Annotated in this window: 11 protein-coding genes; 7 read left to right on the top strand and 4 right to left on the bottom strand. The window is 72.7% G+C overall.

The window, feature by feature from the left end; all coding sequences use genetic code 11:
- Positions 1-46 precede the first annotated feature (46 nt).
- The 3 genes from AB0Q99_RS13115 to AB0Q99_RS13105 all read left to right on the top strand — a co-directional run bounded on the left by AB0Q99_RS13115 (position 47) and on the right by AB0Q99_RS13105 (position 3,550).
- Positions 47-1,420 (top strand): low temperature requirement protein A, encoded by a 1,374-nt coding sequence (locus AB0Q99_RS13115; RefSeq protein WP_363571013.1) that lies wholly within the window; start codon positions 47-49, stop codon positions 1,418-1,420.
- A 78-nt stretch (positions 1,421-1,498) separates the two neighbouring features.
- Positions 1,499-2,227: a uracil-DNA glycosylase gene (locus AB0Q99_RS13110; protein ID WP_363571011.1), complete on the top strand. Its 729-nt coding sequence runs from the start codon at positions 1,499-1,501 to the stop codon at positions 2,225-2,227.
- A 249-nt stretch (positions 2,228-2,476) separates the two neighbouring features.
- Entirely contained in the window at positions 2,477-3,550 is a 1,074-nt protein-coding gene (locus AB0Q99_RS13105; protein WP_363571009.1) for a glycoside hydrolase family 6 protein, read from the top strand.
- A gap of 54 nt (positions 3,551-3,604) precedes the next feature.
- On the opposite strand, the gene AB0Q99_RS13100 is transcribed toward AB0Q99_RS13105, so the two are convergent.
- The 4 genes from AB0Q99_RS13100 to AB0Q99_RS13085 all read right to left on the bottom strand — a co-directional run bounded on the left by AB0Q99_RS13100 (position 3,605) and on the right by AB0Q99_RS13085 (position 9,826).
- Positions 3,605-5,464 carry a kelch motif-containing protein gene (locus tag AB0Q99_RS13100; RefSeq protein ID WP_363571270.1) on the bottom strand — a complete coding sequence of 620 codons (1,860 nt, stop codon included), beginning with the start codon at positions 5,462-5,464 and terminating at the stop codon, positions 3,605-3,607.
- 85 nt (positions 5,465-5,549) lie between these two features.
- The gene (locus AB0Q99_RS13095) at positions 5,550-7,649 is read right to left on the bottom strand and encodes a cellulose synthase catalytic subunit (RefSeq protein WP_363571007.1); all 2,100 of its coding nucleotides are present in this window, start codon (positions 7,647-7,649) and stop codon (positions 5,550-5,552) included.
- Between the two features lie 625 nt (positions 7,650-8,274).
- Positions 8,275-9,060: a 3-oxoacid CoA-transferase subunit B gene (locus AB0Q99_RS13090; RefSeq protein ID WP_363571005.1), complete on the bottom strand. Its 786-nt coding sequence runs from the start codon at positions 9,058-9,060 to the stop codon at positions 8,275-8,277.
- A 4-nt stretch (positions 9,061-9,064) separates the two neighbouring features.
- Positions 9,065-9,826, bottom strand: a complete 762-nt coding sequence (locus AB0Q99_RS13085) for a CoA transferase subunit A (RefSeq protein WP_363571003.1) — start codon at positions 9,824-9,826, stop codon at positions 9,065-9,067.
- 413 nt (positions 9,827-10,239) lie between these two features.
- On the opposite strand from AB0Q99_RS13085, the gene AB0Q99_RS13080 reads away from it, so the two are divergent.
- The 4 genes from AB0Q99_RS13080 to AB0Q99_RS13065 are packed head-to-tail and all read left to right on the top strand — an operon-like array spanning position 10,240 to position 14,034.
- On the top strand, positions 10,240-11,511 hold the full coding sequence (locus AB0Q99_RS13080) for a substrate-binding domain-containing protein (protein WP_363571001.1): 1,272 nt from the start codon (positions 10,240-10,242) through the stop codon (positions 11,509-11,511).
- 5 nt (positions 11,512-11,516) lie between these two features.
- The gene (locus AB0Q99_RS13075) at positions 11,517-12,314 is read left to right on the top strand and encodes an ABC transporter ATP-binding protein (protein WP_363570999.1); all 798 of its coding nucleotides are present in this window, start codon (positions 11,517-11,519) and stop codon (positions 12,312-12,314) included.
- A gap of 35 nt (positions 12,315-12,349) precedes the next feature.
- Complete coding sequence (locus AB0Q99_RS13070; protein WP_363571268.1) at positions 12,350-13,168, top strand: ABC transporter ATP-binding protein; 819 nt, start codon at positions 12,350-12,352, stop codon at positions 13,166-13,168.
- A complete protein-coding gene (locus AB0Q99_RS13065) occupies positions 13,168-14,034 on the top strand; it encodes a branched-chain amino acid ABC transporter permease (RefSeq protein WP_363570997.1) in 867 nt (288 codons plus the stop codon). Before AB0Q99_RS13070 ends, AB0Q99_RS13065 begins: the two co-directional genes overlap by 1 nt.
- Positions 14,035-14,148 lie beyond the last annotated feature (114 nt).

Here is a 14,148-nt window from a genome sequence, read left to right as displayed (position 1 = left end):
GGGGCCCGCTTCGTACGTTTTCGGCTCGCGGGGAGGCAGGGCGCTGATGAGCGCGACGGGGGAATCACCGGATCCGGAGCTGCGGGATCCGGAGCCGCGGGACCTGGAGCCGCGGGACCTGGAGCCGCGGGACCTGGAGCCGCAGGACCTGGAGCCGCAGGATCTGGAACTGTCGGCCCCGGATCCGGTGGAACCGAGGCCGGTGGAACCGGGGCCGGAGGGGCCGGACGAGAAACGTGTCACCTGGGCCGAGCTCTACTTCGACCTGGTCTTCGTCCTCGCGATCACCCAGGTCTCCGGCCTGCTGCACCACCACCACGACGCGGTCGGCCTGGTCCGGGCGCTGGTGGTGTTCGTGCCGGTGTACTGGTGCTGGGTGGGGACCACCGTGCAGGCCAACATCCGGGACGTGGACAACGCGCGGGACCGCCTGGGCATCCTGTCGGTCGGCCTGGCCGGGCTGTTCATGGCGCTCGCGATCCCGGGCGCGTACGGCGGCCGGGGCGTGCTGCTCGGCGCCGCGTACTGGCTGGCCCGGCTGGTGCTGCTGCTCCTGCTGGTGCGCGTCCCGGGCGTCTGGCGCGGTCCGTACGGGGTGGGCGTGCTGGTCAGCGGGCCGCTGCTGGTGGCGGGCGGACTGCTGCCGGACGGGCCGCGGCTGGCGCTGTGGGCGGCCGCCGCGTCCTGCGACCTGGCCGCGCCGCTGGTGTTCCGGCGGCGGCTCGCGAAGGTCGCCTACCACCCGGCGCACATGCCGGAGCGGTTCGCGCTGTTCCTGCTGCTGGCGCTCGGCGAGTCGATCGTCGGGATCGGCGGCACGGCGGCCTCCGCCCGGCTGGACATCGCCGAACTCGCCGCCGTCGCGGTCGCGTTCACCATCTCGGCGGGCCTGTGGTGGCAGTACTTCGTGTACGCGGCGGACGCCATGCGGCACGCCGTGGTGATCGCCGACTCGCGCCGGGACATGGTCCGGCGGATCTTCCAGTACGGGCACCTGGCGCTGGTCGCCGGGGTGATCGGGGTCGCGGTCGGCTTCGGGGAGACGGTCGCGGACCCGTGGCGGGCGCTCGGCCCGGGGTCGGTGGCGCTGCTGTACGGCGGGTGCGGGCTGTACCTGCTGACCTTCGGGTACACGCGCTGGATGATGTTCCGCCAGGTCGCGACGACCCGGCTGGTCGCGGCGGCCGTGGTGCTGGTGCTGCTGCCCGCCATGGTGCGGCTGCCGGCCCTGGTGGTGCTGGCGACGCTGGCGGTGCTGCTGGTGGTGCTGAACGTGCTGGAGCACCGGCGGGTGGAGCGCGTGGCGCGGGGTGCCGCCCGGGATGCCGGAGTCGTTCCCGCGCCCGCCGCTGCTCCCGCCGCTGCTCCCGCCGCTGTTCCCGCCGCTGTTCGTGCTCCCGCTTCCGCTCCTGTGGAGTGAGGTGTCGGTGGGCCTGTGTAGCGTTCGGGGTGAAAGAGGGCGTGCGGCGCAACGGCCGCGGTGTGGGAGGTAGATGTCGTGACGGACACGGTCGAGGCGGGCGTGGTCGAGGCCGGCGAGGGCGGCGGGCTGGAGCTGCCCGAGTCCTGGCGCGGGGTGCTGGGTGCCGAGACGGAGAAGCCGTACTTCGCCGAGCTGGCGGCCTTCGTGGCGGCCCAGCGCGCGGAGCACGAGGTGTTCCCGCCGAGCGGCCAGGAGTTCGCCGCGCTCGAAGCCACGCCGTACGACAAGGTCCGGGTGCTGGTGCTCGGCCAGGACCCGTACCACGACAACGGCCAGGCCCACGGGATGAGCTTCTCGGTGCTGCCCGGCACCAAGACGCCGCCGTCGCTGCGCAACATCTTCAAGGAGCTGGACGCCGACCTGGGCGTTCCGGCCCCGGACAACGGCTACCTGATGCACTGGGCCGAGCAGGGCGTCCTGCTGCTCAACGCGGTGCTCACGGTCCGCGCGCACGAGGCCAACTCGCACAAGGCGAAGGGCTGGGAGAAGTTCACCGACGCGGTGATCAAGGCGGTGAGCGAGCGCGAGGAGCCGGTGGTCTTCGTGCTGTGGGGCAACTACGCGAAGAAGAAGCTGCCGCTGATCGACACCGAGAAGCACGTGGTGGTGCAGGGGGCGCACCCGTCGCCGCTGTCCGCCAAGCTGTTCTTCGGCAGCCGTCCGTTCTCGCAGATCAACGCCGCGCTGGACGGTTTCGGCGGGGAGCCGATCGACTGGCGGGTGCCCGACCTGAAGCAGGGCTGAGCGCGGAGCCGGGCCGGGCTGTCGGGCTAGGCGCGGAGCCGGGTTGAGCGTGGGGTGGCCGTGGGCCGGGCGGGTTCGATCTCCCGTCCGCCCACGGCCACTCGGCGTTCACCGCCGGGGGCCGTCGGCCGGTGCCGGGTGTGCTTAGCTGGTGGCGACCGGTCGCCGGACCGGTTCCGGGAGGGGCGGTACGTGCACGGGCTGGGGCGGTCGAGGACGTTTCGGTGGGCGGATGCCTCCCGGTGGGCCGTGGGGGTGCTGCTGACCGGGGTGCTGGTGGCCGTGTCCGGCTGCAGCGGTGCGGACGGCGGCGGGCCCGGTCCCGCCTCCCGGACCGGCGCAGCCACCGCCGGTGCGGGCAGCGTCGGCGGTGCGGGCGGTGTGGGCGGTGTCGGCGGGTCAGGCGGTGCGGGTCCGGCCGTCGGGCCGGGCGGCCTCGCCCAACTGCCCGGACAGACCTTCTACGTCTCCGACCAGACCAACGCCGCCCGACAGGTGGCCGCGCTGCGCGGCCAGGGCCGGACCGGCGAGGCCGACACGCTGCTGCGGATCGCCTCCCAGCCCTCCTCGCAGTGGCTCGGCGAGCAGGGTGCCAGGGAGATCGCCGAGCAGGTGAGCCGACGGGCCGCCGAGGCGGGCCGGACGGCGGTCTTCGTCGCGTACGACATCCCGCACCGGGACTGCGGCCAGTACTCGGCGGGCGGCGCCCCCGACGCCGCGGCCTACCGGGCCTGGATCACCGGCGTGGCGCAGGCACTCGGCGACCGCAGGGCCTGGGTGGTGCTGGAGCCGGACGCCGTCGCGCACACCCTGGACAACTGCGGCATCAAGGGCGACCTGGCCGCCGAGCGGTACGGCCTGCTGGCCTTCGCCGTCCAGGAGTTGAAGAAGCGTCCGAACGTCCGGGTCTACCTGGACGCGGGCAACCCCGGCTGGGTGCAGGACCCGGACGAGCTGGCCGCCGCCCTGCGCAAGGCGGGCATCGCCGCGGCGGACGGCTTCGCCGTGAACGTCGCCAACTTCTACGACACCGACCGGAACACCGCGTACGGCGCCCGGCTCTCCGCCGCGCTGGGCGGGAAGCCCTTCGTCGTCGACACCAGCCGCAGCGGCAACGGCGCGCTGGGCGGCGACGCCTGGTGCAATCCGCCGGGGCGCGCGCTCGGCGAGCGGCCGACCGCCGACACCGGTCGGCCCGGGGTGGACGCCTACCTGTGGATCAAGAACCCGGGGGAGTCGGACGGCGACTGCGGCCGCGGCGAGCCCCGGGCGGGCGAGTTCTGGCTGCCGTACGCGCTCGGGCTGGCGCAGGCGGCGCGCTGAGGCCGACTGCCCGCGGTGCGTTGAGGCTGCCCGCGGCGCCCCTGGCGGGCCGCGCTACCCGGTGACCCGGATCCAGCGGGCGACCGACGGGGTGCCGGCGGCGTCGGCCAGGAACAGCATGTACCAGCCCGGCGGCATCAGGTTCGGGTTGCCGGGGAGGGCGAGCGAGACGCCGTCCGCCGTCCGTCCGGTGATGTCCAGCGCCACCGAGCGCTGCTCGACGTCCGTCACGTGGGTGACCGAACTCGGCCGGATCAGCTTGGCGGTGGCGACCGCGTCCGGTCGGGCGGTGCCGACGTCGACGGTGCCGCCCAGCTTCGCCGTCTGCGGCGCGGCGCCGAGCTGCGGGCGGTCGCCGCGGTACAGGTACGGCGGGGTGTAGATCTCGATGCGCTGCTCGAAGCCGCCCGGCTGGGTCTCGGCCTTGTCCGCGAAGAGCGGGTTGGAGCCCAGCACGGCGACCCGGCCGTCCGGCAGCAGCAGCGCCTCCGAGTGGTAGTCGCGGCCGACGGCCGGCTCGGCGGCGGGGCTGAAGCTGTTGGAATCCGGGTGGTACACCTGCGCCTTGAGCAGGTCGCTGTCGCCCCGGCCGCGGTAGCCGCTGGAGCCGCCGGTGGTGAAGACGGTGTCGTCCGGGAGGATCACGCTGTTGAGGTAGCGGGTGCCGCCGGCCGGCAGGTCCGGACCCGGGGTGAAGGAGGGGGTGGCGGCGGAGAGGTCGGCGATGTCGGTGCGGGCCGTGGACAGCGGCGACTCGCCGACGCCACCGCCACCGAGCACCATCACCTTCTGCGCCTGCGCGGGCGGCAGCAGCACCGAGGAGGAGGTCTCGGTCAGGGCGGGGTCGCGCAGGCCGGGGACGGGGTGGAAGCCGTTGTCCGACAGGTCCCACACGCCGGGCTCGCGGCCCTTGTCGGCGGGGCCGTAGCCGCCGTTGGAGCCGGAGTAGAAGAGCTTGCCGGAGGCGGTCAGGAAGATCGCTGGGTACGTCGGGAAGTAGCGGTCGGGCGCCTTGGCCCAGGTCTTGCTCCTCGGGTCGTAGACCTCGTTGTCGTTGCCGTCGAGGATCTCGCCGGTGTCGTCCAGCCCGGAGACGGTGACCACCCGGCCGTCGCCCAGCCCGGTCAGCGTCGGGTACCAGCGGGCGTGGGCCATGTCGGTGACCGGTTCGTACAGCTCGGTGTCCGGGTTGAACTCGAAGGCGGAGCGGATGCCCTGGTACTCCTGCTTGTCCAGGGTCAGCTTGTCGCTCTGCCCGTAGAGGTTGTGGGCGTCGGCGCCGCTCAGGCCCTTGATCCGGTACTGGGCGGGGGAACCGGCGACGTAGTCGGGGCCGGTGCCGACCGCCTCCACGAACACGTGCTGCCGGCCGGCGGTGACGACGGTCTGCTTGCCGGAGCCGCTCTTGGTCGCGGCCGGGACGGTCACCGGGACGGTGGTGGCGTACTCGCGGCCGTTCGGGGCGACGAAGACGGTGCCCTTCGGGAAGGTCCGGTCGCGCTCCGGGCTCTCGTTGCGCACCTGCATGACACCGGCCGCCTTCTTCACCGCGCCCGCCAGCTTCTCGTACCGCTGGGTGCCGCCGGCCACCAGGACCCGGCCGTCCGGCAGCGAGGTGTGCCCGCCGCAGAACATGTCCGCCGGGGTGGGGACCAGCTTGTAGCTGTTCTTGACCGGGTCCCAGAGCAGGCTCTTGAAGGTGCCCGCGTCGAACTGCTTCTCGTCGTTGCCGGAGCCGGCCACGATCAGGACCTTGCCGGTGCGCAGCAGGGTGGCGTGGACGGCGTTGACCCGGAACTCGGCGGGCAGCGTCAGGGTCTGCCAGTGGCCGTACTGCGCCTTGTACTCGGGGCGGTTGATCACGTACTGGTGGTACTGCCGGCTCGCGAAGCCGAGGACGGCCGGGGCGTTCATCCCGACCACCGTCAGGGCGACGGTGCTGCCGAGGGCGAAGCGCTTGGTGCGGCCGGTCTTGTGGATCCTCACGGTGGTTGCTCCCTCAGTGGATGGGGGTGCCGCTCTCGGCCCGGTCGGGTGCGGGGAGGGTGGAGGAGGGCGGCTGCTCCGGTGCTGTCCGTGTGTGCTGCGGGGGTCGCTGCTGGGTCTGCAGCGGGGTCCGTTCCGGTGTCCGGGGGGTGCGGGCGTGACGCGGGCGGCGCTTCTCCAGGAGGACCTTCGGCGTCTCCGCCGGGCCGCCGGTGACGGTCAGGGTGGCGGTGGGCCGGGTGCGGCGGCGGCGTACGGCGTCACCGGCCAGGATCAGGACCGGCAGCAGGGTCAGCGCCAGGGCGATCCAGGCCCAGGTGCGCATCGCGACGTGGTCGTAGCCGGTGACGTAGGAGGCGGCGATCGCGCCGCCGAACACCAGCGTCCAGAACAGGTGGAAGCGGAAGGTGCCGAGGCGGTCGGTGCTGGCCGAGCGGCCCTTCGGGGTCACCTCGAAGCGGCTGCGGCGACGCACCAGGGCCTGCAGCAGCGAGGCCGCGTAGACCGGACCGCAGAGCGCCGACATCACCATTCCGGCGACCCCGGAGGAACCGGCCGGCTCGTGCGGGCTCACGTTGTGCTTGCGGTTCCAGGTGTAGAGCAGGAGCTGGAGGGCGGCGGCGTCGCTGTAGAGCATCATCCAGATCTCGGAGGAGACGTGCACGCCCGAGGCGCCGAAACCCAGGTAGAGCACGCTGGACAGGCCGCCGAGCAGCCAGGTGAGCGCGGCCATCGGGTAGAAGCCGACCATCAGCGAGTAGTTGAGCAGCCGGCCCGGGGAGAGCTGCCAGAGCACCCGCCAGTACTGGGTGAGCAGGGTCTCGTAGGTGCCCCGGCTCCAGCGCAGTTGCTGGGAGAAGAAGTCGGTCCAGGAGGACGGGCCCTCACCGACGGCGAGTACGTCCGGGGTGTACACGGACTTCCAGCGCTCTCCGGTCTCCGGGTTCCGGCTCCGGTGGAACTCCAGGCCGGTCGCCATGTCCTCCGTGATGGAGTCGTACAACCCGCCGATCGACTGGAGTGCGCGGATTCTGACGGCGTTGTTGGTGCCGACGAACATGGGGGCGCCGTAACGGTTTCCGGCGCGTTGGATGAGGGCGTGGAAGAGGTACTGCTGGCTCTCGGAGAATTTGGTGACGGCCGAGCCCGAGCTGCGGTAGTTCCCGTACACCTGGGGTCCGACCACGAATGCCACGTCGGGGTCGCGGAAGTAACCGAGCATGCGCTCGCAGAAGTCGGGCAGCGGAACGTGGTCGGTGTCGACGGACACCCAGAAGTCGTAGTCGGCGCCGTGGGCCTGGAGCCAGGCGTTGTAGTTGCCGTGCTTGCTCCTGGCGCGGAACCGGCCCTCGGGGCGGTTCCAGTGCGGGCGGCCGGCGCGGGTGAAGTGGCGGACGCCCAGATCGCCGCAGAGGGCCCGCATCGCCGGGTCGTCTCCCTCGTCCAACAGCCATACGTCGTAGGGTCCTTCGTGCCGTACGGCGCGGGCCGCGACCAGGGTGGCCCGGACCATCTCGGGCGGCTCCTTGCCCGGTACGCAGGTGGTGAGGAAGGCGACCCGGGTGCCCGGCTCCGGGGTCACCGGGATCGGGTCGCGGGCGACCAGGGTGGCGTGGGTGTTGGAGACCACGTTGACCAGCCGGAACACCTCGACCAGGGCGATGATCCCGATCATCACCTTGTCGCCCAGCAGTACCAGGGAGTCGGTCTCGTCCAGCCGCTCCGGCCAGTGCTCCGGCAGCAGCAGCCAGACCAGCAGCACCGCCTCCACCACGGGGGCGGCGGTCAGCAGCAGGGCGGCCCGGATCCGGTGCGGCTCACGGCGCAGCAGGCTGCGGTACCGGACGCGGTAGGGGGAGGCGGAGGGATCGGGCGGGAGTGCGTCGGCGCCGGTCACGGGGTGGTGGACGGCCGGCTCGGGGCGGTAGACCCCGCCACCGAGGTCGTCGTCCTCGTCCGGATCGTGGGCCGGGCCGGCCAGACGGCTGAAGTGGCCGTAGTCGTACGGGGCTTCGGGCGCGGGTAACTCGCTCAGGGCGGCCTCGTCGAGCCTCCCGGCGCCTCGCCCGTGGGCCGTTCCGACGCCCTTCCGTCGTGAGAACGGCGTGGTCATGGCTGTTTCCCCCCGGAGTTCCGAGCCTTGCTTCGCTTGCTCGGCTTCGCTCGGCATTGTGCTCGGCTTCGCTGGTCATTGCTTGGCTCTGCTGACATTGCATGGCTTTGCTGGGCTTTGCGTGGTCCCGACTCGGCGCCGTCCGGGTCGTTTCGGGGCGTTCGGGGCGTTCGGGGTGTTCGGGGTGTTCGGGGCGTTCGGGTGGAACACTGCCCGGTGAACTGCGGCTTTCCGGCAGTTCCCGGGCGGCCCGGCACATCCGGCCTCCGGTGCATCCAGTGTGTGCGACCGGTTCGGCCGTGCGCCCGTACGGCGGCCTCGAATGCGGGATCCCGGAGTGCTTTCCGGCTTCCCCTCCGGTCGCGTGGGATCCCTGGCTTCCTCAACTCTCCCCGAGCGTAACGGTGATCGCAACCAATCGGGGGGACGATCGCCGTGCGGGCGTGAAGATGCCGCAGTTCCAGGCCATTTCGGCGGCTGTCGCTGCTATTGCCGTGAATTCTCCCCTCCCCCGACCGCGTGATATCGTTCCGCCCCCTCGCCTTCTCCGGGTGTGGAAGCCCGCACACGGCAGCGGCCGGACCACCCCGGGGGCGATCCGGCCGTCGGCGCGGGGCCGGGCTCGTCAGCGCGGCGGCAGCAGGGCGGCTCCGGTCGCCGCCCGGACCGTTTCGAACCCCACGCCCGGCGCGGTCTCCACCACGCGCAGCCCCTCCGGGGTCACGTCGATCACCGCCAGGTCGGTGACGATCCGGTCCACGACTCCCCGGCCGGTCGCCGGAAGTGACAGCTCCTCGACGATCTTCGGCGAGCCGTCCCGGGCGGTGTGCTCCATCACGACGATCAGCCGACGGGCCCCGTGCACCAGGTCCATCGCGCCGCCCATGCCCTTGACCATCCTGCCGGGGATCATCCAGTTCGCGAGGTCGCCGGCGGCGGACACCTGCATCGCGCCGAGCACCGAGACGTCGATCCGGCCGGCCCGGACCATGCCGAAGGAGTAGGCGGAGTCGAAGTACGAGGCGCCCGGGGCGACGGTCACCGTCTCCTTCCCGGCGTTGATCAGGTCGGCGTGCTCGGCGCCCTCCTCCGGGTACGGGCCGACGCCGAGGATGCCGTTCTCCGAGTGCAGTACCACCTCGACGCCCGGCGGCAGGTGACCGGGGATCAGGGTGGGCAGACCGATGCCCAGGTTCACGTACTCTCCGTCGCGCAACTCCCGGGCGGCCCGGGCGGCCAGGGCGTTGCGCGGGTCGAGCGCTCGCGCGGGGGCGGTGGTTGCGGTCGCGGTGCCGGTCGCGGTCGCGGTCGTGGTGCCGGTCGCGGTCGTGGTGCCGGAGGTGGCCGTGGTGCCGGAGGTGGCGTCGGACATGGCGTCGGACGTGGTGAGGGTGCTGCTCGGGGTGGACATCGGTTCAGGCCTCCTGGAGTGCGGGGCGGACGGTCCGGCGCTCGATGCGGCGGTCCCCGGGGTCGGCGGCCACCACCCGGTCGACGTACACCCCGGGCAGGTGCACCGCGTCCGGGGGAAGCTCGCCCGGCTCGACGATCCGGTCCGCCTCGACCAGGGTGATCCGGCCCGCTGCCGCGCAGAGCGGGTTGAAGTTGCGGGCGGCCGCGTGGAACACGCAGTTGCCGTGCCGGTCGGCCACCTCGGCCCGGACCAGCGCGAAGTCCGCCGTGATCGCCTCCTCCAGCAGGTACCGGCGGCCGCCGAACTCCCGGACCTCCTTGGGCGGCGAGGCCAGCCGCACCGAGCCGTCCGCCGCGTAGCGCCAGGGCAGCCCGCCCTCCTCGACCTGGGTCCCGACCCCGGCCGGGGTGTAGAACGCCGGGATGCCGGCTCCGCCCGCCCGCAGCCGCTCGGCCAGGGTGCCCTGCGGGGTCAGCTCCACCTCCAGCTCGCCGGAGAGGTACTGCCGGGCGAACTCCTTGTTCTCCCCGACGTAGGAGGAGGTCATCCGGGCGATCCGGCCCGACCGCAGCAGCAGGCCCAGCCCCCAGTCGTCCACTCCGCAGTTGTTCGAGACCACGTGCAGCCCGGTGGTGCCGGTGTCCACCAGGGCGCCGATCAGCGTGCTCGGGATGCCGCAGAGACCGAAGCCTCCGACGGCCAGCACCGCACCGTCGGGGATGTCACCGACCGCGTCGGCGGGGGAGTCCAGGACCTTGTCCAAGGGATCACCTCGTGTGGGAGTGGGAGGGAAAGGGGCGGTGAGCGGGCGGGCGGGACGGGTCCGGCGGGCACGGCAGCCCGGCGGGCCCGGCGGGCGTGGCGTGCTCGGCAGGCTGGGTGGGCTCGGTCGGGCGGCGTGTGCGGCCCGCCGCCGGGTCCGCCCGGGCCCGGTCGTCCGCCCCACCACCGTCACCGGGTACGGGCCGTCGCAGCCATGGCGGCCACCACCACGGGTCGGTGCGGATCCGTGTCGGCGGACCACACCCGGACGCCCGGAAGCCGGCGCCGGGCCGGCGGTATGGCGACCGGAGCCACATCGCGTCGGACCGATGCGTTGATCGGCCACATGTCGTCGTTCCCACCGCACACCTACGGTTCCGGCAACCACCCGCCGCACCCCAGGAGTCGGTCACCATGCGCAGCTCGACAGCCCCCACCAGGACCGTCTCCGCCGCCCATCCGGGCGGGTCCCTGACCGGCGGCCCGGCCCGGAAGCTCGCCGCCCTCGCGGCGTGCGTCCTGCTCGCCGCAGGCTGCGCCAAGGCCGGGACCGCCGGGACGGGTGCGACGGGCGGCGGCGGGAAGGGCCCGGTCAAGGTCGGCCTGGTGTACTCCAAGACCGGACCGCTGGCCGCCTACGGCAAGCAGTACCTGGAGGGCTTCAAGGCCGGCCTGAGCTACGCGACCAAGGGCACCGGCGCGGTGGATGGTCACCCGATCGAGTTCGAGGAACAGGACGACGCGGGCGACCCGGCCAAGGCGGTGTCCGCCGCCAAGGACCTGATCGGCAAGGGCTACAAGGTCCTCGCTGGTTCCACCGCCTCCGGCGTGGCGCTCCAGGTCGGCCCGATCGCCGCCCAGAACAAGGTGCTCTTCATCAGCGGCCCGGCCGCCGCCGACAAGGTCACCGGTCTGAACAAGTACACCTTCCGTTCCGGCCGCCAGTCCTACCAGGACATCAGGACCGCGGCCTCGTTCGTCGGTGACGCCAAGGGCAGGAAGGTCACCGTGCTCGCCCAGGACAACGCCTTCGGGCAGGCCAACGTGGCCGCCGTGAAGGCCGTGCTCGGTGCCGAGGGGGCGACGGTCGAGCAGGTGCTCGCCCCGCCGAGCGCCACCGACCTCACGCCCTTCGCCACCCAGGCCAAGACCGCCAAGCCCGACCTGCTGTTCGTCGCCTGGGCCGGCGACACCGCCTCGGCGCTGTGGACGGCCCTCAGCCAGCAGGACGTGTTCACCGACACCAAGGTCGTCACCGGCCTCGACCTGGCCGCCTCCTACCCGCTGTTCGGCCCGGCCGGCGAGAAGATCTCCTTCCTGAACCACTATTTCGGCGGCGCCGCCGGCACCCCGGTCGAGAAGGCCATGGACCAGGCCGTCACCGCCGCCGGGGGGAAGACCGACATCTTCACCCCCGACGGCTTCACCGCCGCCCAGATGATCGTGCACGCCGTCGAGGCCAACCACGGCTCCGCCGACGACACTTCGGCGCTGGTCAAGGCGCTGGAGGGCTGGAGCTTCGACGGGGTGAAGGGGAAGACCACGGTCCGCGCCGAGGACCACGCCCTGCTCCAGCCGATGTTCCAGGTCCGGCTGACCGGTACCGGGGCCGCCGCCAAGCCCTCGGTGGAGAAGACCCTGGCCGCGGACGCGGTGGCGCCTCCGGTCACCCCGATGGCGGGCTGATCCCGGTGCCCGCCCGTACCGCCTCCACTCCTTCCCCGTCGTCCGTCCGTTCCTCCTCCCCGGTGCTGAGCCTGGACGGCCTCGGTTGGTCCGTCCGCGGTGTGCCGATCGTCGAGGACGTCTCCTTCTCGGTCGGCGAAGGCGAGTTCATCGCCTTCATCGGGCCCAACGGCGCCGGCAAGACCTCCCTCTTCAACCTGATCTCCGGTATCTATCCGGCGACCCACGGCAGCCTCCGCCTCGACGGTGCCGACGTGACCGCCGAGAGCGTGCACGCCCGGGCCCGCCGGGGGCTCGGCCGCACCTTCCAGACCTCCTCCCTCTGGCCGGGCATGACGGTCGCGGACCACGTCCGGCTGGCCGCCCAGGCGGCGGCCGGTCCGCGTGCCTCGTACCGGCTGTGGCACCGCGCCGACCGCTACCAGGAGCAGCTGGCCGACACCCTGGACCGCACCGAACTCACCCACCGCGCGGACACCTTGGCCGGCGCGCTCTCGCACGGGGAGAAGCGCAAGCTGGAACTGGCCGTCCTGCTGGTCTCCGAACCGCGGCTAATCCTGCTGGACGAGCCGATGGCCGGTGTCAGTGCGGAGGAGGTGCCCGCCCTCACCGCGTTGATCCGCTCCGTGCACCGTGACCTGGGCCGGACCGTCCTGATGGTCGAGCACCACATGGACGTCCTGCTCGGCCTGGCGGACCGGCTCGCGGTGATGCACCACGGCACCTTGCTCGCCCTGGACACCCCCGAGGCCGTGATGGCCGATCCGACCGTGCAACAGGCCTACCTGGGCGAGGCGCTGTGACCTCCTCTCCGCTCTCCTCGTCGTCCGCCGCATCGTTGCCCTCGGCCTCCTCGCCGTCCGCTGGCGAACCCCTCCTCTCCGTCCGCGATCTGCGGGTCGTCATCGACGGGCTGCACATCCTGCACGGTGTCGATCTCGACGTGGCCCCCGCCGGGGTCACCGCGCTCCTCGGCCGCAACGGGGCTGGCAAGACCACCACGGTCAAGGCCGTCATGGGCCTGGTGCCGCGCACCGGCAGCATCCGCCTCGACGGCGCCGAACTCTCCTCTCTTCCGACACATCTGGTCGTTCGTCACGGCATCGGGTACGCGCCCGAGGACCGGGGGATCTTCGCCGGCCTGACGGTCGCCGAGAACCTCCGTCTCGCCGAGCGCGCTGCCCGGGGCGGGGAGGATGCCGGTGAGCCGAACTACGCGCTCGTCCACGAGCTCTTCCCCGAGTTGAAGCAGCGAGCCGGGCAGTCGGCCGGGACGCTCTCCGGCGGCCAGCAGCAGATGGTGGCGATCGGCCGGGCGCTGCTCAACCGCAACCGGTTGATCATCGCCGACGAACCCACCAAGGGCCTGGCACCGAAGATCGTCGCCGAGGTGGCCGAGGTGCTGGCGCGTGCGGCCGAGGCCGTTCCCGTCCTCCTCGTCGAGCAGAACCTCGCCCTGGTCCGCCGACTGGCCGGCGGCTGCGTCGTCCTGGCCGACGGCCGTACCGCCCACCGCGGGGACACCGCTGAGCTGTTGGCCGACGAGGAGGCCGCCCGCCGCCTGCTCGGCGTCGGCTCCCGTCACCCGCTCGCCGGCGGCCCCCGGCCCGCCGCCTCCCCGGCTGCCTCTGTCGTCACCGCGGAGGTGAAGCCCTGATGGACACCGTCGTCCTCCTCTCCTGTACCGGACTCGGTCTCGGTGCGCTGTACTTCCTGATCGCCTCCGGTCTGTCGTTGATCTTCGGTCTGATGGACGTGCTCAACTTCGCGCACGGAGCCCTGCTCTCCATCGGCGCGTACGCCACCTGGTGGGCGGGCACCGAGGCCGGCCTCTCCTTCTGGCTCGCGGTGCCGTTCGGCACCTTGGTCGGGACGGCCGCCGCCGTCCTGCTGGAGCTCTTCCTGATCCGGCCGCTCTACAGCCGCCCGCGCGACCAGATCCTCGCCACCGTCGGGGTCGGGCTCGCCGTACCCGCCCTGCTCATGGGGATCTGGGGCGCGGACGCCCGCCCCTTCCCCCAGCCGGCCCTGCTGTCCGGCACCTGGCACGTGCTCGGTGCGACCGTCCCGGTCAACCGTTTCGTGCTGGTGGCAGCCGCCGCGCTGCTGTTGCTCGCTCTTCGGTTGTTCCTCGCCCGCACCCGCTACGGGCTGATCGTCCGGGCCGGCGTCGAGGACCGGGCGATGGTCACGGCGCTCGGCATCGACGTCCGGAGGGCCTTCACCCTCGTCTTCGCCCTCGGTGGGGCGGCCGCCGCGCTCGGTGGCGCGCTCGGCGGCCTCTACTTCGGCTCGGTCAATCCCGGACAGGGGACCGGCCTGCTCATCTTCGCCTTCGTCGTCGTCGTGATGGGTGGGATGGGATCCGTGACCGGGGCCGCCGCCGCCTCGGTGGGCGTCGGCCTCGTCCAGCAGTTCGCCAACTACTACACCGGCGCCGGGCTCGGCGACCTCTCGGTCGTCGTCCTGCTCGCCGTCCTGCTTCTGGTCCGACCCCGTGGACTCACCGGGAGGCTCGCGTGAGCTCCGAAAGCCCGACCGCGAGCACCGGTGGCCCCGCGGCCCACCGCGGCACCGCCCCGGCAGGGGGGACTGACACCAGCCCTGCCGTGACCACCATGTCGGCAGAGGGGACTG

Source organism: Kitasatospora sp. NPDC086791, from assembly GCF_040685975.1.
GTDB lineage: Bacteria > Actinomycetota > Actinomycetes > Streptomycetales > Streptomycetaceae > Kitasatospora.
The sequence above is the reverse complement of the archived record's forward strand: the minus strand, read 5'-3'. Positions and strand labels throughout refer to the sequence as shown.

Bases quoted from the DNA above. Each gene is read 5' to 3' on its own strand.
- AB0Q99_RS13115 (WP_363571013.1), top strand. From the start codon at position 47: ATGAGCGCGACGGGGGAATCACCGGATCCGGAGCTGCGGGATCCGGAG.
- AB0Q99_RS13100 (WP_363571270.1), bottom strand. From the start codon at position 5,464: ATGAACGCCCCGGCCGTCCTCGGCTTCGCGAGCCGGCAGTACCACCAG.
- AB0Q99_RS13095 (WP_363571007.1), bottom strand. From the start codon at position 7,649: ATGACCACGCCGTTCTCACGACGGAAGGGCGTCGGAACGGCCCACGGG.
- AB0Q99_RS13090 (WP_363571005.1), bottom strand. From the start codon at position 9,060: ATGTCCACCCCGAGCAGCACCCTCACCACGTCCGACGCCATGTCCGAC.
- AB0Q99_RS13080 (WP_363571001.1), top strand. From the start codon at position 10,240: ATGCGCAGCTCGACAGCCCCCACCAGGACCGTCTCCGCCGCCCATCCG.
- AB0Q99_RS13065 (WP_363570997.1), top strand. From the start codon at position 13,168: ATGGACACCGTCGTCCTCCTCTCCTGTACCGGACTCGGTCTCGGTGCG.